17 protein-coding genes are annotated in these 16,255 nt (G+C 59.9%); 9 read left to right on the forward strand and 8 right to left on the reverse strand.

Translation table 11 applies throughout. The annotated features are described in order from the left end of the window. Positions 1-106 precede the first annotated feature (106 nt). A complete protein-coding gene (locus HMPREF1257_RS05510) occupies positions 107-1,270 on the forward strand; it encodes a glycoside hydrolase family 25 protein (protein ID WP_023026373.1) in 1,164 nt (387 codons plus the stop codon). Here the strand turns inward: HMPREF1257_RS05510 and HMPREF1257_RS05515 are convergent. Then, the gene (locus HMPREF1257_RS05515) at positions 1,251-2,087 is read right to left on the reverse strand and encodes a spermidine synthase (RefSeq protein ID WP_023026374.1); all 837 of its coding nucleotides are present in this window, start codon (positions 2,085-2,087) and stop codon (positions 1,251-1,253) included. The two genes, HMPREF1257_RS05510 and HMPREF1257_RS05515, sit on opposite strands and share 20 nt — an antisense overlap. 96 nt (positions 2,088-2,183) lie before the next feature. On the opposite strand from HMPREF1257_RS05515, the gene mnmA reads away from it, so the two are divergent. Then, entirely contained in the window at positions 2,184-3,269 is a 1,086-nt protein-coding gene (gene mnmA / locus HMPREF1257_RS05520) for a tRNA 2-thiouridine(34) synthase MnmA (RefSeq protein ID WP_023026375.1), read from the forward strand. Then, positions 3,270-4,190 (forward strand): hypothetical protein, encoded by a 921-nt coding sequence (locus tag HMPREF1257_RS05525; protein WP_023026376.1) that lies wholly within the window; start codon positions 3,270-3,272, stop codon positions 4,188-4,190. Here the strand turns inward: HMPREF1257_RS05525 and HMPREF1257_RS05530 are convergent. The 5 genes from HMPREF1257_RS05530 to HMPREF1257_RS05550 form a co-directional block, all read right to left on the reverse strand. After that, positions 4,187-5,317, reverse strand: coding sequence for an ATP-binding protein (locus tag HMPREF1257_RS05530; RefSeq protein WP_034659260.1), 1,131 nt, complete (start codon positions 5,315-5,317; stop codon positions 4,187-4,189). The two genes, HMPREF1257_RS05525 and HMPREF1257_RS05530, sit on opposite strands and share 4 nt — an antisense overlap. 104 nt (positions 5,318-5,421) lie before the next feature. Next, positions 5,422-5,682: a hypothetical protein gene (locus HMPREF1257_RS05535; RefSeq protein ID WP_023026378.1), complete on the reverse strand. Its 261-nt coding sequence runs from the start codon at positions 5,680-5,682 to the stop codon at positions 5,422-5,424. Positions 5,683-5,691: 9 nt separating this feature from the next. Beyond that, positions 5,692-6,681 carry a serine hydrolase gene (locus HMPREF1257_RS05540; protein ID WP_023026379.1) on the reverse strand — a complete coding sequence of 330 codons (990 nt, stop codon included), beginning with the start codon at positions 6,679-6,681 and terminating at the stop codon, positions 5,692-5,694. Then, the gene (locus tag HMPREF1257_RS05545) at positions 6,681-7,178 is read right to left on the reverse strand and encodes a helix-turn-helix transcriptional regulator (protein WP_005280226.1); all 498 of its coding nucleotides are present in this window, start codon (positions 7,176-7,178) and stop codon (positions 6,681-6,683) included. Before HMPREF1257_RS05545 ends, HMPREF1257_RS05540 begins: the two co-directional genes overlap by 1 nt. Before the next feature lie 40 nt (positions 7,179-7,218). Beyond that, on the reverse strand, positions 7,219-7,890 hold the full coding sequence (locus HMPREF1257_RS05550; RefSeq protein ID WP_034659259.1) for a 3'-5' exonuclease: 672 nt from the start codon (positions 7,888-7,890) through the stop codon (positions 7,219-7,221). 45 nt (positions 7,891-7,935) lie between these two features. Here HMPREF1257_RS05550 and ligA point away from each other — a divergent pair, with 45 nt between their 5' ends. Next, positions 7,936-10,005 (forward strand): NAD-dependent DNA ligase LigA, encoded by a 2,070-nt coding sequence (gene ligA, locus HMPREF1257_RS05555; protein WP_084529610.1) that lies wholly within the window; start codon positions 7,936-7,938, stop codon positions 10,003-10,005. Positions 10,006-10,022: 17 nt separating this feature from the next. On the opposite strand, the gene HMPREF1257_RS05560 is transcribed toward ligA, so the two are convergent. After that, positions 10,023-10,685, reverse strand: coding sequence for a hypothetical protein (locus HMPREF1257_RS05560; RefSeq protein ID WP_023026382.1), 663 nt, complete (start codon positions 10,683-10,685; stop codon positions 10,023-10,025). 199 nt (positions 10,686-10,884) lie between these two features. Here HMPREF1257_RS05560 and gatC point away from each other — a divergent pair, with 199 nt between their 5' ends. The 3 genes from gatC (at position 10,885) to HMPREF1257_RS05575 (ending at position 13,307) form a co-directional block, all read left to right on the forward strand. Then, positions 10,885-11,181: an Asp-tRNA(Asn)/Glu-tRNA(Gln) amidotransferase subunit GatC gene (gatC, locus tag HMPREF1257_RS05565; protein ID WP_005280231.1), complete on the forward strand. Its 297-nt coding sequence runs from the start codon at positions 10,885-10,887 to the stop codon at positions 11,179-11,181. Continuing rightward, positions 11,182-12,669, forward strand: coding sequence for an Asp-tRNA(Asn)/Glu-tRNA(Gln) amidotransferase subunit GatA (gene gatA / locus HMPREF1257_RS05570; RefSeq protein WP_023017806.1), 1,488 nt, complete (start codon positions 11,182-11,184; stop codon positions 12,667-12,669). 104 nt (positions 12,670-12,773) lie between these two features. Next, entirely contained in the window at positions 12,774-13,307 is a 534-nt protein-coding gene (locus HMPREF1257_RS05575) for an META domain-containing protein (protein WP_023026383.1), read from the forward strand. A gap of 77 nt (positions 13,308-13,384) precedes the next feature. On the opposite strand, the gene HMPREF1257_RS05580 is transcribed toward HMPREF1257_RS05575, so the two are convergent. Next, a complete protein-coding gene (locus HMPREF1257_RS05580; RefSeq protein ID WP_005282483.1) occupies positions 13,385-13,708 on the reverse strand; it encodes a membrane protein in 324 nt (107 codons plus the stop codon). 47 nt (positions 13,709-13,755) lie between these two features. Between HMPREF1257_RS05580 and HMPREF1257_RS05585 the strand changes: the two genes are divergently transcribed. Together HMPREF1257_RS05585 and HMPREF1257_RS05590 are read left to right on the forward strand one after the other, a co-directional pair. After that, positions 13,756-15,132, forward strand: coding sequence for a DHA2 family efflux MFS transporter permease subunit (locus HMPREF1257_RS05585; RefSeq protein ID WP_034659257.1), 1,377 nt, complete (start codon positions 13,756-13,758; stop codon positions 15,130-15,132). Positions 15,133-15,156: 24 nt separating this feature from the next. Then, complete coding sequence (locus HMPREF1257_RS05590; RefSeq protein ID WP_005280236.1) at positions 15,157-16,188, forward strand: ATP-dependent 6-phosphofructokinase; 1,032 nt, start codon at positions 15,157-15,159, stop codon at positions 16,186-16,188. Positions 16,189-16,255: the final 67 nt, after the last annotated feature.

Genomic DNA, 16,255 nt, shown 5'->3' on the forward strand with positions numbered 1-16,255 from the left:
TAAATAGTACATTTTCAACGGAACTAGACAAAGAAGTGAAAAAATCACTCGCATGGTGCGCGTGTTGTAAATGTGGTTAGTGTGAATAGTTGTTAGACTCTCGCGCATGACAACTAAGAGGGCACTCCGCAAGAGCATCATCGCGGTTATCGCTGCAGTTGCAGTCACGGTGAGCGGGACCGCTGCCGCGCAGGCAGCATTGGTAACGAGCGCACCAAAAGGTGTCGATATTGCTGCCCACCAGCACCCCGGTGGCATGCCTATTGACTGGAATAAGGTGAAATCTGACGGCCAGTCCTTCGCCTTTGTTAAGGCAACCGAAGGTGGGGACTGGATTAACCCGCACTACGTTAAAGATATTCAGGCGGCCAATGCGCACGGCCTAAAGACTGGCGCATACCACTATGCGCGCCCGGCTGGCGATGCCAAGACGCAGGCTGCTAACTTCGCAGCGCAGATCGCGTTGGCGCCGAATCAGACGTTGCCGCCGGTGCTTGATATCGAGGTCTCCGAGGGCAAGTCTGCCTCCCAGCTGGAGAGCTGGATCGAGGAATTTACCTCCGAGCTCAAGCGCCTGACCGACCGCACTCCAATGATTTATACCTACAAGTACTTCTGGATGGGCGAGATGAATAACTCCCAGAAGTTCTCCAATATGCCACTGTGGTTGGCGGCATACCAGGATGAGGCGCCGGATCCAGTGGGTGGGTGGAAGGACCTGTCCTTCTGGCAGCGCTCTGGATCAGGCAAGGTCGCTGGTATTCCTACCGATGTGGATTTGAACCTATTTAATGGTTCAAAGCAGCAGCTGGAGTCCTTTAGCGGCGGCAATTACGTCGATATCGGCGGGGCGCTCGATAGCCTTGTACTTGATGACAGCCTGGATTTGAGCTCCGATAGCACGCCGTTGATTGGTGCAATATTCGCTCTTGTGGCTGGCCTCATTGCAACGCCCCAGTTTGCCGATGCCGCCAAAGACGCCGGCCTTGATTCCCAAGCTGCTGAGGGCTTGGCGGCCTTTGTGAAGACCTTGGAAGACGAGGACGCTCTACCTCTCAAGCAATTGGGCAAGATGGCGGTCGGTGACTTCAGCGTCGGCGACTTGGCGCTACTGCTAGACAACGCGGGCCATGTCAATGGCGTCGACAAGGGCGAGGTCTCCGGATCTCAGGTCGAAGAAGCTAAGGATGCGGCGAAGAAGGCCGGTGCCGATGTGCCGGACTTCGATGCCGATCAAGTAGCTGACTTGCTCAATCGTGTGCTGAAGTAGCTCCCGCAAAGAATTTCCGGGTCCAGCTTTCATCCTTAAAGTGTGCGGGAACGGCTCCGCCTAAGAGTGCCTTTGCCAGTTGAGCGGCTTGTACCGAGCCCTCAGCTGGCAGTTGCGTATCTGAGGCCAGCAAGATGATGTTTCCATACCGGCGCCCCTTGAGCATTGGCGGGTCAGCGATTACGGCGAGGTGATCGAAGACTTCAGAAAGCCCGGCCAATTCTTCCTTCGCCAACTGAAGGTCCGAGTGATCGCCGCAGTTCGCCACGTAGAGGCCGCCGGCAGAAAGGGATGATTTGGCCGCTTGGAAAAACTCCACCGTCGTTAGATTTTTCGGTGTGGTGTCCCCAGCGAAGACATCGCGGATAATGATATCGCGGCTAGCGGGCAGAAAACCTTCGGTTTCCTTTCGGGCATCGCCGGGGCGGATTTTGACGGTGGGGGAACGGGGGACATCGAAAAGCTCGCGGACTAATTCGCCCAGCTTGGCATCGAGCTCAACCACCGTATGGCGGCTGTCCGGCCAAAGGTCGGCGAAGTAGCGCGGCAGTGAGCAGCCGGCCCCGCCGAGGTGGGTAACGCGCAGCTTATTAGGGGAGACCGTATTAAGCTGCTCCACCGCCGCTGCGATCCAGCGCATGTACTCGAAATCGAGTTCCTGAGGCTCGCCCAGCACGATATGGCTGCTAGGAACGCCATTGACGTTAAGGATATAGGCTCCGTCACGGAATTCATCTGGCACAACCTCGGCGGTGCCGGTGGATATCTCGTAGGTCCCGGTGATGTCTGACCTGTTCGCAGCTCGCTTTCTACCCATGGGATTCAAGCTTAGGGAATGGAATCGATTTAAGCTGCGTTGGGGCAAGGGAGTACACTTTCGGGCCTGTAGTCGAGGTATTTAAAGGGGAATGCAATGCGAGTATTGGTAGCAATGTCTGGCGGCGTGGACTCATCTGTCGCCGCCGCCCGTGCGGTGGAGGCTGGCCACGATGTCGTCGGCGTGCACCTGGCCCTGCATAAGGACGCGCAGCAAACGCGCGAAAAGGCCCGCGGCTGCTGTTCGTTGGAGGATTCCGCCGATGCCCGCCGCATTTGCGATAAGTTGGGCATTCCGTTTTACGTGTGGGACTTTTCGGAGGAATTCAAGGAAGAGGTCATCACGGACTTCGTGGATTCCTATGCCCGCGGTGAAACCCCGAATCCCTGCTTGCGCTGCAATGAGAAGATTAAGTTCCGCGCGCTGCTGCAAAAGGGCATGGCTCTAGGCTTCGATGCCATTGCGACCGGCCACTACGCCACCCTTGATGATGACGGCTATATGCGCCGCTCCAAGGATGAGAATAAGGACCAGTCTTATGTGCTCGGCGTCATTTCCGCCGAGGAGTTGGAGCACTGCTTTTTCCCCATCGGTGATACCCCCAAGCCGCAGATCCGCGAAGAGGCCGCAGCGCACGGTTTTTCCACCGCGAAAAAGCCGGATTCTTATGACATCTGCTTCATCCCGGACGGCAATACCCAGCAGTTCCTTGGATCGCGCATCGGCCTTCGCCCCGGCATGATTGTGGACCAAGAGGGCACGGAGCTTAAGGAACATGATGGCGCGTGGAACTACACCATCGGCCAGCGCAAGGGCCTGGACATCAAGGCCCCGGCTGCCGATGGCCGCCCGCGCTACGTCACCGATATCGATGCTGCAACGGGCACGGTGACCGTCGGCGCGCGCGAGGACCTGGCGGTTACCGCCATTCGGGCCGATCGCCTGAAGTACCTGCACCCTGGCATGGATGGCGACTTCGAGTGCGAGGTGCAGGTCCGCGCGCACGGTTCCGTCGTGCCGTGCATCGCCCACGTGGACCGCGCCGCGGATTCGATGCGCCTAGAGCTCAAGGAGCCACTGTCTGGCGTTGCCCGTGGACAGGCGGCGGTGCTGTACCTGCCGTCCCCAGATGACCTCGGCGATATCGTCATTGGTTCCGGCACCATTTGCGAGACCGTGTAAATGACCGGATTCGCACTCGGGCCCATGCCCGGCACGTCCATGTCGGAGGCAGCGGACATCATCATGGGCGAGACCGAGCTTCCCGCCATCCCGCAGCTGCCGGAACGCGGCTTGGGCTCCGATTCGGTAGGGCGCACCGCCAGTATGCTCGAGGCCATCACCATCGACCGCGGGCCTCGTTCGTGGCGCATGACGGCGCGGCCGCAGCTATTGACTCGTCGCACGTGGGATCGCCTCGAGCGTGACCTCGACGAGGTACAGCAGGTGTGGGGAGAAAGCGTGCCCTGCGTTAAAGTCCAGGCGCTAGGGCCGTGGTCGCTGGCAGCCAGCATTGAGCTTGCCGATGGCCACCGAGTTCTTAGTGACCGCGGTGCCTTCGCCGAGCTTTCTGAAGCCCTTCTTCATGGGCTGCGGGCGCATGCAGATGATGTGGCACGCCGCTTCCACGGCGAAGTTGTGGTGCAGCTTGATGAACCTTTGCTTGCGGATATCGTGGCTGGACGCATCCCAGGTACCACGGATTTTGATTCTATCCCCGCCGTGGCTGACGAAGTAGCGCTAGAAACTCTGCTCGGCTTTGACGCGGACTACCTGCATGCCCCGCCGCTGTGGTCCATTGCTGGTGCCGCAACGACCTTCCTCGTCGATTTCCATAGCCCTCGTTATCGCCTCGATACCCCTGAGCATTTCGATGGCTTGGGAGAGCACTTGAGCGAAGGCCATCGCATTGGTGTGGGGATTTCCGGATCGGATGCCCGTGCCGAGGCCATCGCGCTGGCCAAGCATCTCGACCGCATTGGCATGCCACGCAAACTTTTGGTCGATCGCTTTGATGTGTATCCCGTGCAGGCCTCTGCCCGAACCCTGCGTTCGGTGACGGAGACCTCGTCCATTCTTGCCCGAGACGCCGGTGACCTTTAATCCACTCGACCCAAGCTGTCGGTGGCTGTGAAATAGGCCTCCATATAGGGAATGACGAATCTAAGCTGGCCGTGGCCGGTGGGTTCGATGAGATCGGCATCGATAAGCCGCTGGCGCGTGGCCGATAGGGACCGCACCGTGCGGTCGTGGTGTGCGGCGATAGCTTGAATTTCTGCAGTGTCGCTGTCCATGACAGCACTCATGGCTTCAAGGAAGCGGCGCTGTGCGGGCGGGAGCGTGAGGGTTGCGGGCTGGTGCACTTGTGTGCCTAGGACGGATATCGCCTTGGCCGAGATGGCTTGGACAGTGTTTTCTTCTATGTGGGTCGCGCCAGAGCGCTGTGCGTGGGCCCACGCTAGTGATCCGACGAGCTGAACCAGGTAGGGATAACCTCGAGATAGCTCCACGGCGGCGGAGACTGCATCTGCACTGAAGTCGAGGCCCGAGTGTGCGGCGGTTTCCTTAAATGCAACGGTAGCGTTGGCAGGTGACAGCGGGCCCAGCACAAACTTTTGCGCGCGGCGCAGAAAGGTTACTCCGGGCAGCTCCAGCAGCCGGTTAATGCCCTGTGGCAGGCCGGCTACGACGATGGCAACATCGAGTTCATCGCGCAATAAGTCTTGGTAAGTAACGGCCAAGGAGGCCAATTCTTGGGCATCGGCATCTTGGACTTCATCGATGGTAAGGAGCACACCTGCACCCTTGAGCTGGGCTAGTAATTCGCGTAGCCGGGTATTTAAAGTGGGCTTATAGGCTTCATCCGTGTTGTGTTCGATTCCTATGGAACCAAGGCCGCCGATTCCGATGCGGTTAACTTTGTGCTTATCTGCCGGCGCAAGCGTGTCCATAATGCGGGGGATGGTGGTCTCGACGAGTTCTTCCACCATGGCGCTGCGGCCGGAGGCGCGCAGCGTAATCCATCCGCGGGCGGCGGCGATGTCCTCCAACTCGTTGAGGAGGACCGTCTTGCCAATACCGCGGGCGCCGCTAATGACGAGTGAGCGACCGGGGTGCCCAGGCTGGGCATCGAGCGCTGCGCGAAACGTATCGAGGACCGCGGTGCGGCCGACCCAAAACAGCGGTGGGACGCCAAATGTGGGGCGGAAGGGGTTCTCGTGAAAGGACATAGTCTCCATCGTAGTCCATCCGGAGATTTGGGAGACTTTTTAACAACCGGAGATTTGGGAGACTTTTCACTCTTGTGTGGGCGCCTCGTTTGTTGCCTGCAAGGTTAGGTGCGGTCTGCAGCAGGGCTGGTGGCACTCCACGTCATGGCTCCCACATGGAGGGCGAAGGAGCCAACCAGTGCATACCACCAGTAAAAATGCACGGAGGTGTACCAGGGCAAGGCGTGGCCTAAGAAGATGATGATGACGGCGGTCAGTGGCGCCGAAAAGACGCGGGATGCCGTCGAGCCGGGTTTCTTTAAAGCTTTCCATGCGGCCCAGAGTTCGGAGGCGATGAAAACGGCGCGGATAATGGTCGTAGGCATTGTGTTTCCTTAAAGCTCAGCGAAGAGTGTGTGGCCAAGTTCTTCGGTACCGGCGAGCGAATCGTTGTTTGCAAATGCGGCTCGCTTTGTCTTTGGGTCGATGATGAGCATGGTGGAGTAGCCGTAGGTTCCGCCGTTATGCCAAAAGCCGGTGCCGTTATCGTTCTTTTGCCATCCGTATGCGGGATCGCCGTGTGCCATGAACCACTCTGCGAACTTAGCCATATCGCTCGCGGTTGAGCGGATCGCCCCTGCAGGCGCAGAACCGTCCATCTCCCAAGGCTGGGCCCGCCGCCCAGTGGCGGTGCGGCCGCGCGGGGCGTCGGCAGGCACGGCACCGGGGGTCATAAGGTAGGTCTCCGTTAATCCGGCTGGCTCGAATATTCGCTTTTTCAGCAACCCCTCATAAGGCGTGTCTGCCGCTGTTTCTATTACGTGCCCGAGCAGGGCGTATCCGAGGTTGGAATAGGATTCCTCCCCGCGGTTGCTGAGCTCTGCTGCGGCGGCAGCATCGACGATATCTTGAGTGCTTTCGCCTGCATATGGGTTCGTACCGGCCACTGCGGACCACAGGAAACCGAAGAAATTCCCGTCTGCTGTGGGAGGTAGGCCAGAGGTGTGATCGAGTAGTTCCTTAATCGTTATATCCGCTACGGGCGCGTTGTCTACGTCTAGAAACTCGCCCACGGTGCTATCGAGTCGCAGTGTGCCTTCTTCTACAAGCTGGTGGGTGAGTTCGCCGGTGAACATTTTGGTGACAGAACCAATCTCGACTTCTGTGTGCTCGTTGCTGCCTACACCCGCAAAGGCGGCGTTTCCGTCGCGGAGTGTGAAAGCCGTGAGGTGATGAAAACCCGGCTTCGCGTGTTCTCGCAGTGTGGAGGCAAGGGCTGCATCTCCTGTATCTGTTAGGGCGAGTGTAAGGCGCCGAGGGCCAGCCAGTAGGAGGACGGAAGCAAAAGCAATGGCGGTGCCGATACTGAGGGCGAGTCTGCGCATTAGTGGTCCTCGCTAGCGGTAATAATGGCGAGCAAAGGAATAACGCGGGCGGGACGAATTGAGTACTCGCCACTTGTCTTTGTAGTCCAACCTGCACTAGTTAGAGCGCTGAGGTGGTGATAGGCCGTGCCGGTGGAAGAGATAATATCCTCGTCCACGAGCTCCGCGGCGGTAGCAGGTGCCGCGAGAAGGCGTCGAAGAATCTCGCCACGTACGGGATGGGCAAGTGCGGCGAGGCGTTCGAGATTTTCTGACCACTCCTCGTCAGTTATTGCAGTAGTGGGACGCTGCCACTGATAGGCGTAGGTACGCTTGCCGAGCGCAATGTTGCCGCCGAAAATTACCGATCCATCGGGTAGTTGAGTGGAGGGAGCAAGGGCATCGACAAGCCAGTAGGTCGACTCCTCCGAGGGAGGCTGCGGTGGGGCGCTCGATTGGCCTTCGAGTTTGGCGACGCGTGCCTCGAGATCGCTAAGGCGAGATTCAACGATATTCATATTTCTAGAATTCCAAAACTCTAGAAATATGGCAAGGGGATTAGGAAATGAGCGGCCACGCCGTCGAGACATCGGAGGCATCGCGGCCCTTGCCTTCTAGGTACTTCTTGAAGGCGACGCGGTCCTCGTACCACTTGACCGCCTGGAACTCCATGAGCTCGTTTTCGTCCATCTGCGCGAGGTTAGGGTAGTGCTGGCGCACCTGCTTCCAGGCCACGCGGGCGGCAGCGAGGGCATCGGCAGTAGCCTCGTGCGCATTGCCCAATTCCACGCCGTAGTGCTCGCACGCCGCGCCGAGGGTGCGCTTGCCCTTGCGCCACTTATCGCTCACGCGGTCAATGACGTACGGATCAAAGACAGGGCCTGTGACCGTGAAATCGCCGGTGAGACTGCGCAGCACGGTGAGGTCGAAGGCCGCATTATACACGATGAGCGTCAGGCCGTCGTCCCACGCTGCCTTGATGGCATCAACCGTGTCCTTGAGGACCTCCTCGTGCGGGCGGCCTTCTGCCTGGGCCCTTTCCGTTGTGATCCCATGCACGTCGGTGGCGGCTTGGGGGATCTCGATGCCAGGATCCGCAAGGTGCTCCACCTTCTGGACATCGCGACCGTCAATTCGGACTAGGGCAGAGGTAACGATGCGGGCGTCTTTGGGGTTGGCTGAGGTGGTCTCAAGGTCGAAGGCGAGCATGCGGGAGGCGTCGAAGTTCATGGTCCATACCTTAGTAGCTAGCCCGGACATGGGGGACCGCTAGACTTGGATACCGTGACTAATCCAGCTGATGTGCAACGTGAATGGAACGACCTGGCGCAGGAAGTGCGCCGCCACCGCAACCTGTATTACAACGGTGAACCGGCAATTCCCGATGCCGACTTTGATGCGCTTTTCCAGCGCCTGATGGACCTAGAAAAGCAGCATCCGGAGCTGGCGGTTCCGGATTCGCCCACCCAGCAAGTAGGTGCAACGCCGAACGCTGGCGAGGATATCGAGCACCTCGAGCGCATGATGAGCCTAGACAATGTCTTTAGCGCCGGTGAGATGCAGGACTGGCTGGATAGGACGCCCGCCAAGACTTACCTGACGGAGCTGAAGATCGATGGCCTCTCCATCGACTTGGTCTACCGCAATGGGCGCTTGGACACGGCCGCTACCCGAGGCGATGGCACCGTGGGCGAGGAGATTACCGCCAATGCGCGTGTTATTTCTGATATCCCGCACGAGCTTACGGGCACCGATGAGTACCCAGTCCCGGAACTTATTGAAATCCGCGGCGAGGTCTATATGCGCCCGGAGGACTTCGAAGAGATCAATGAGGAGCGCGCGTCAGACGGCAAGGCGCGGTTTGCCAACCCCCGCAATGCTGCGGCCGGCGGATTGCGCATGAAGGATCCCGCCGAGGTAAAAAAGCGCCGCCTACGCATGGTGTGTCACGGTCTAGGCGCGCGCGAGGGATTTTCCCCCTCCTCCCAGCACGATGCCTATAAGGCCATCGCCGCGTGGGGCTTGCCCGTCTCGCCCTATACCAAGCAGGTCCACTCCGCCGCAGAAGTACAAGAGGAAGTATCTTACTGGGCCGAACACCGCCACGATGCGATTTTCGAAATGGATGGGCTCGTGGTCAAGGTGGACGACTTGGGCTCACAGCGCCAGCTCGGGGCGACCTCCCGCGCACCCCGCTGGGCCATTGCCTATAAGTACCCGCCGGAAGAGGTAACAACAAAGCTGAAGAACATCGAGGTCGGCGTGGGGCGTACGGGGCGCGTTACCCCCTTTGCCATCATGGAACCGGTCTTTGTCTCCGGCTCCACGGTATCCATGGCCACCCTGCACAACCAGTCCGAGGTCAAGCGCAAGGGCGTGCTTATCGGGGATACCATTATTATCCGCAAGGCTGGGGAAATCATTCCTGAGGTACTAGGCCCCGTGCGCGAACAGCGCGATGGCAGCGAATACGAATGGAGCTTTCCCACGCAGTGCCCAGCCTGCGGCACGACGCTCGCCCCACAAAAGGATGGCGATGCTGACTGGCGATGCCCCAATACCCAATCCTGCCCAGCCCAACTTTCCGCACGCCTGGAATACCTCGCCTCCCGCAAGGGCCTCGATATCGAGGCACTGGGGGAGAAGGGAGCCATGGACCTCATTGAGAACGGCATCCTCACCGATGAATCCGAGCTCTTTGAGCTAACGGAAGAAAAGCTGCTTGCTTCCGATGTCTATACGGCCAAGCGCGATACGAAGGATAAGCGCAGCAAAAAAGAGGGCAACGTCAAGGTCAATACCGCGGGCAAGAACCTGCTGCAGAACTTAGAAGAGGTCAAAGACCGCGACTTCTGGCGCGTGCTGGTCTCGCTATCCATTCGCCACGTCGGCCCCATTGCCGCCCGCGCCTTGGCAGCGCGTTACGGCTCCATGGAAAAGCTGCGTGCCGCTAAGACCGAGGATCTTGCAGAGGTAGACGGCGTGGGCGCGGTCATCGCGGAATCCTTCCACGCCTGGTTTGAGGTGGACTGGCACCGCACCATCGTTGAGAAATGGGCGGAGGCTGGCCTAGCCATGGAGGTAGCCGCCGAGGACAGGAAAGAACAGACCCTAGAGGGCCTGACCATCGTTGTCACCGGCAGCCTCGAAGACTTCACACGCGATTCCGCCAAGGAAGCCATCATAAGCCGCGGCGGAAAGGCAACTGGGTCCGTATCGAAGAAAACCTCCTACCTCGTCGCCGGGGCGAATGCCGGCTCAAAGGAGGATAAGGCCCGCGACCTTGGCGTGCCTATCTTGAACGAAGAGCAGTTCCACACGCTCTTGGATACCGGGGAGGTATAGGCGCGCCGGGCCGGGGCTTATTTGAGGAAGGCACCCAAAATCGTGCCGATGTGGCCGAGGTGCTCGACCTCGGAGGCCAGGTATTCCGGCCCGCCGGTGCGACCCATGGCGATGACCATCCCGGTATCTCCCAGGGGAGCGGCGGCCAGGGCGGAATCGAGCAGCGCCCAGCTGTCTGGCACCCATTCGTCCTTATCGGGGTGCAAGGTGCGCGCGCTATCGATGTTGAGATCGACCGGAATCGTATCGTCATCGGCAGGGGCCGCGTTTGAGGAGGCCACGCGGTGAATGGGCTCATTATTGTCAATGACGATGGCCCACGTGGAGGTCGCCGCCTTCGGGATGGCCGCGACGACTTCCTCCATCGCTGCCGTGACATTGGAGGCATTGGCGGCAACGCGCGCTAATAACTCGATCTGCCCGCGCCGGTCCACGCGGCCGCTGAAGGGTCGAATGGAATCTACTTCCACGCCATGGACGGAGGCGGCGGCGGTAATCAGGGCATCGGCCATAGCGTCTGCGGGGAGCTCAATGACAATGTCATCCATGACGGTGCCATCCGGGAAGGATTCTACGATGTCAACCGATTGGATATTTCCGTCAACCAGACCGAAGGCCTCCGAAAGCTGGCCCAAACTACCAGGGGTATCGGGAAGCAGGACACGGATTAGGTAAGACATTAAGTCGCACGCTTTCAGTAGCTTGTAGTCCCATTTACGATACCTGGGTCACAGTGCGGCGTTCAAGGGGCAATAATTCGGGGTGACTCGGCAACCGCGCGGGTTGGTGCAGTATTATGGAGCCTTAGCAATTTACATAGTACGCGCGGGAAAATAATTTTGACCTGCGCGTCGATTATGGAAAAAGGATGGAGTTCGCGTGTCTGAGATTTCGCGTGATGAGGTAGCCCACCTTGCCAAGCTTTCCCGCCTGGCATTAAGCGATGAAGAGCTAGCCCAATTCGCAAGCCAGATTGATGAAATTGTTGATTCCGTTTCCGCAGTACGGAACGTGGACACTGAAGGCGTGGAACCGATGAGCCACCCGCACTCCGTGGATGCACCGATGCGCGAAGACGTTATCGTGCGCACCCTTACCGCCGAGCAGGCCTTGGACCAAGCGCCGGCCGTGGAAGATGAGCGATTCGTCGTGCCGCAGATTTTGGGAGGAGAGTAAATGACCAACGTTGTTGTACCTGCGGAGGGACTGACCTCTTTGACCGCCGCCGAACTGGCGGAAAAAATTCACGCGCGCGAGGTGACCTCCCGCGAGGTTACCCAGGCCTTTTTGGACCGCATTGCGGAAACCAATCCCGAACTTAACTCCTTCCTGCACGTGGGGCAGGAGGAAGCATTGGCGGCTGCCGATGCCGTGGATAAGGCCCTCGACGCCGGCGAAAAGCCCGCATCGGCATTGGCCGGCGTGCCGCTGGCCCTAAAAGACCTGCTGGTTACTACCGATGCCCCCACCACCGCCGCATCCAAGATGCTCGAGGGCTACATGTCTCCGTATGACGCGACGGTGACCAAGCGTCTGCGCGAGGCCGGCATCCCCATCCTTGGCAAGACGAACCTGGATGAGTTTGCGATGGGTTCGTCCAATGAGAACTCCGCCTTTGGCCCGGTTCACAACCCGTATGACACCGAGCGCACCCCGGGCGGTTCCGGCGGCGGTACCGCAGCGGCGCTGGCTTCGGGGCAGGCTCCTTTAGGTATTGGTACCGATACCGGCGGATCCATCCGCCAGCCGGCGGCACTGACCAATACCGTGGGCGTAAAGCCCACCTACGGCACGGTGTCTCGCTACGGCCTGATCGCGGCCGCGTCCTCTCTGGACCAGGCGGGTCCCTGTGGTCGTACCGTCCTGGATACCGCGCTCTTGCACGAGGTTATTGCCGGTCACGATGCCTTCGACGCCACATCTGTGGACAAGCCGGTTGCCCCCGTGGTGGAGGCCGCCCGTGAAGGCGCGAATGGGGACCTGAGCGGCGTCAAGGTAGGCCTTATCAAGCAATTCGAGCGCGATGGCTGGCAGGACGGCGTGATGGAGAACTACCACGCCGCCGTGGAACAGCTGCGCGAGCAGGGCGCGGAAATCGTCGAGGTGGACTGCCCGCACTTCGATGAGGCCTTGGCCGCCTACTACCTGATCATGCCGTGTGAGGTCTCGTCCAACCTGGCCCGCTTCGATGGCATGCGCTATGGCCTGCGTGCTGGCGATGACGGATCCCACTCCGCGGAGCAGGTCATGTCCCAGTCGCGCGCAGAGGGCTTCGGCCCCGAGGTCAAGCGCCGCATCATGCTGGGCACGTATGCGCTGTCCGTGGGCTACTACGATGCCTACTACCTGCAGGCGCAGCGCGTGCGCACCCTCGTGGCCCAGGACTTTGCCCGCGCCTTCGAGCAGGTTGACGTGCTGGTCTCGCCGACCACCCCGACCACCGCGTTCAAGCTGGGGGAGAAGGCCGAAGACCCCATGGCGATGTACAACTTCGACCTGTGCACCTTGCCGCTCAACCTCGCCGGCCTGTGCGGCATGTCCGTGCCTTCCGGCATGGCAGCCGATACCAACCTGCCTACCGGTTTGCAGATCATGGCACCGGCTTTCCAGGATGATCGCCTGTACAAGGTGGGTGCGGCCTACGAAGCGAAGCGCCAAAACTAGCCGCGCTATTTAAAATAGTTGTCACTGTGAAATAGCTGCGAACTAGATAACGATTCGTTTACACCCCTGTCGGATGCCCATCCGGCAGGGGTAAATTACTGGGTATGACTTTGAAAAAGATTGCAACCGCAACAATGTCCGTTTCCGCTGCTGCGCTCATGGGCATGGGCGTAGCAAACGCTGAGGAGCCCGCAGCAACCCCCGAACCAGCAGCTCATCCTGCACCGGTTGAGCCCGGTACCGAGGTGGCGGACTCCACGGCCAAGAGCGAATTGGTGGAATCCCTGCCGGCAGACGCTGACAAGCTCGTGCCGAATATCGAGGGCCAGACCATCACCGGTGAGCTGCACTCCGTCAAGGAAGACGGCAAGTTCACCGTGCAGTTCGACAAGGATCAGTCCTTGGTTCTCAATGATGGCTGCAATACCTACACCACCTCCTACGATGTAGACAAGGATGGCACCATCCACGTAGGTGACTTCGCCTCCACTATGGCGGCATGCGATGACCACACGCAGGCGCTTTCTGATTCCCTGCGGGACGTCCTCGAATCCCAGCCTGCCTTCTATGCCTTGCCTGACGGCCAGGCCGCACTGGGCACTGAGGACAACGCCGTTGTCTTCAACGTTGTTGAGTAAATACTCACAAAACCACTCAGCACCATGATCCTCCTTGGCGGGGGACCATGGTGCTGTTGTGTATGTGGCGGGGTGGACTACTTGGCATCGGAAAGCGCGTAGGCGGCGCCCGCAGAGGCGGCCGTCACGGCGAGGACTGCTGGCCAGGAACCAATCTTCTTTGCCAATGGGTGGGAAGCGCCGAACGCGCCGACGTACAGGGCGGACAGGCCAGCGGTCGTGGCTGGGTTGGTCTTCTTTGCCCAGGAACGGCCGGCCCACAGGCCCGCAGCGCCGAGGATGACGCCGCCGAGCGGGCGAATGCCGGTCTCGCGGGCGGTGACCCAACCACCGATGAGGCCGAGGGTAACGGTGGTGGCGGTGGATACGTCTTGTGGTTTTTTGATATCAATCATGGACATGGTGGCCAGTCTAGGCCTGATTTGTGCGCCCCGCTAGAATTCCTGCCATGACTGTGGAGACTAATCTGCCACCTGAGCGCCAAGCATGGCGCGCCATGTTCGCGCTATCCCTCGGCTTCTTCGTGTCCCTGTTGGATCAGTCGATGGTGGCCATCGCCCTGCCGGAGATTCAGGTGGATTTAGGCGCCACGGTCAATGAAATCTTGTGGGTCTCGGCCGCCTATTTGCTTGCCGTGGTGGTGCCGCTGCTCTTTACGGGGCGGCTTGGCGATGTCCTCGGCCAGCGCGCCCTATTTTGCATCGGCGTGGCGCTGTTTGGGATCGGCGCAGTAGCGTGCGCGCTGGCGCCGTCGATAGAAGTGCTCATCGTCGCGCGCATCGTGCAGGGCTTGGGAGCATCCCTGGAAATGCCACAGACGATGTCCGTTATTAACCGGGTCTTCGCCCGCGAGCGCCGTGGGCGTGCGCTGGGGGTGTGGGGGATTATCGGTTCGGTGGCATCCTTGGCCGGGCCGCTCCTCGGCGGATTCCTTGTGGCTTATTTTGGCTGGCAGGCGGCCTTTTGGGTGCACGTACCATTTGTCATTGCTGCCATCGTGCTGGCTCTGCTGTGGATACCGAAGCTGCCGACCACAGCCCAGGACATCGATAAGCCCTCGGCCATAGTCTCGCTCATCGCGCTCGGCTCGATCGTCTTTGGCATCCAACAAGGCCCAGAGTTGGACTGGGATTGGCGGGTATTGGTGGTGCTTGCCATCGGCATTGCCGCAAGCATTGCCTTCGTGCGCCTGCAGGCTAGCGCGCAGGATCGCGGTTCCACGCCGCTGTTTCCGGTGGAGCTCTTCCACAACCGCAACTATGCGGCCGGCTCCGTGGGCATTTTGACCATGGGCTTTATGGCGGCTTCGGTCATGTTGCCGGTGATGTTGTGGCTGCAATCGGTCAAGGGGCTATCCGCCGGTGAGGCCGGCATCATCGTGGCTCCCATGGCGCTGGTCTCAATGCTGATGTCGCCCATCGCAGGCATCCTCACGGACGCGGTGAATCCGCGCCTGATGGGGCTAGTGGGTTTTAGCCTGATGATCGCCTCGCTGTGTTTGGCCTGGTGGGTCATGCATGCCGATGCCAACCCGTGGTGGCTGGCCCCGCCCATCGCCGTTCTAGGAATTGGCCAGTCCTTTATCTGGGGCTCTAATGCGGCAACGACGCTGCGCGATATTTCACCTCATCACATGGGCGCGGCGTCGGGGGCGTATAACACCTCCCGCCAGGTGGGATCCGTGGTGGGCGTGGCCCTAGTTTCGGCCGTGATGCAAACGGGTAATCCGACCACGGCGATCATCAATTCGCTCCTCGTGATTGTCATCGCGCTGGTAGTGGGACTTATCTCCTCGCTGCGCTACGTGGACACGCTGCATGGATGAAAATCCTGCGCTAAATTGGGGGATATGCGTCTTGCTGTACTGACTTCCGGTGGCGATTGCCCCGGCTTGAATGCTGTAATCCGTGCGGTTGTGCGAACCGCATCCAACGAATTCGGCGATACCGTCGTGGGTTACGAAGACGGGTGGGTTGGCCTCTTAGAAGACCGCCGGCGCGATCTTTACGATGATGCCGGTATCGACCGGATTCTCTTGCGCGGCGGCACCATTTTGGGCACCGGTCGGCTGCACCCCGATAAATTTAAGGCCGGCCTGGAGCAGATCAAGACGAATATGCGCGAGGCCGAGGTCGATGCCCTCGTTGCCATCGGCGGCGAAGGCACGCTCAAGGGTGCTAAGTGGCTCAACGATAATGGCATCCCCGTTGTAGGCGTGCCGAAGACCATTGACAATGACGTCAACGCCACGGACTATACCTTCGGCTTCGATACCGCGGTATCGGTGGCAACGGATGCGATCGACCGCCTGCACACGACGGCGGAGTCCCACAACCGCATCCTCATCGTGGAGGTCATGGGCCGCCACGTGGGCTGGATTGCTTTGCACGCAGGTATGGCCGGCGGCGCACACTACACCGTGATTCCAGAAGAGCCCTTCGATATCGCGGAGATTACCAAGGCGATGGAACGCCGCTTCCAGATGGGCGAGAAGTACGGCATCATTTGCGTGGCCGAAGGTGCCCTGCCAAAGGAGGGCACCATGGAGTTTGAAGCCGGTGGCGTCGACCAGTTTGGCCACCAAACCTTCAATGGGATTGGCCAGGTCATTGGCGATGAAATCAATAAACGCACCGGCTATGACGTGCGTACCACCGTGTTGGGCCACATCCAGCGCGGCGGCACGCCCACCGCGTATGACCGCGTCCTGGCGACCCGCTACGGCGTGCACGCTGCCCGCGCGGCGCACAATGGGGACTCGGGAATGTGCGTTGCCCTGCACGGCGAAGATATCGACCTCGTGCCATTGGAAGAGGCCGTGGGTACGCTGAAGACGGTGCCCGATGCCCGCTACCGCAATGCGCAGGCCCTCTTCGGTTAAGGCCCGTTAAACCTCCGCCGTCTCGAATATTAAGATCGCCCTCTCACATGGTGGGAGGGTATTCTTT

This window comes from Corynebacterium sp. KPL1814 (genome assembly GCF_000478175.1).
GTDB lineage: Bacteria > Actinomycetota > Actinomycetes > Mycobacteriales > Mycobacteriaceae > Corynebacterium.

What these genes read in the sequence shown, in the direction of transcription:
- HMPREF1257_RS05510 (WP_023026373.1), top strand. Translation starts at nt 107, where the DNA reads ATGACAACTAAGAGGGCACTCCGCAAGAGCATCATCGCGGTTATCGCT.
- HMPREF1257_RS05515 (WP_023026374.1), bottom strand. Translation starts at nt 2,087, where the DNA reads ATGGGTAGAAAGCGAGCTGCGAACAGGTCAGACATCACCGGGACCTAC.
- mnmA (WP_023026375.1), top strand. Translation starts at nt 2,184, where the DNA reads ATGCGAGTATTGGTAGCAATGTCTGGCGGCGTGGACTCATCTGTCGCC.
- HMPREF1257_RS05525 (WP_023026376.1), top strand. Translation starts at nt 3,270, where the DNA reads ATGACCGGATTCGCACTCGGGCCCATGCCCGGCACGTCCATGTCGGAG.
- HMPREF1257_RS05530 (WP_034659260.1), bottom strand. Translation starts at nt 5,317, where the DNA reads ATGTCCTTTCACGAGAACCCCTTCCGCCCCACATTTGGCGTCCCACCG.
- HMPREF1257_RS05535 (WP_023026378.1), bottom strand. Translation starts at nt 5,682, where the DNA reads ATGCCTACGACCATTATCCGCGCCGTTTTCATCGCCTCCGAACTCTGG.
- HMPREF1257_RS05540 (WP_023026379.1), bottom strand. Translation starts at nt 6,681, where the DNA reads ATGCGCAGACTCGCCCTCAGTATCGGCACCGCCATTGCTTTTGCTTCC.
- HMPREF1257_RS05545 (WP_005280226.1), bottom strand. Translation starts at nt 7,178, where the DNA reads ATGAATATCGTTGAATCTCGCCTTAGCGATCTCGAGGCACGCGTCGCC.
- HMPREF1257_RS05550 (WP_034659259.1), bottom strand. Translation starts at nt 7,890, where the DNA reads ATGAACTTCGACGCCTCCCGCATGCTCGCCTTCGACCTTGAGACCACC.
- HMPREF1257_RS05560 (WP_023026382.1), bottom strand. Translation starts at nt 10,685, where the DNA reads ATGTCTTACCTAATCCGTGTCCTGCTTCCCGATACCCCTGGTAGTTTG.
- gatA (WP_023017806.1), top strand. Translation starts at nt 11,182, where the DNA reads ATGACCAACGTTGTTGTACCTGCGGAGGGACTGACCTCTTTGACCGCC.
- HMPREF1257_RS05575 (WP_023026383.1), top strand. Translation starts at nt 12,774, where the DNA reads ATGACTTTGAAAAAGATTGCAACCGCAACAATGTCCGTTTCCGCTGCT.
- HMPREF1257_RS05580 (WP_005282483.1), bottom strand. Translation starts at nt 13,708, where the DNA reads ATGTCCATGATTGATATCAAAAAACCACAAGACGTATCCACCGCCACC.
- HMPREF1257_RS05585 (WP_034659257.1), top strand. Translation starts at nt 13,756, where the DNA reads ATGACTGTGGAGACTAATCTGCCACCTGAGCGCCAAGCATGGCGCGCC.
- HMPREF1257_RS05590 (WP_005280236.1), top strand. Translation starts at nt 15,157, where the DNA reads ATGCGTCTTGCTGTACTGACTTCCGGTGGCGATTGCCCCGGCTTGAAT.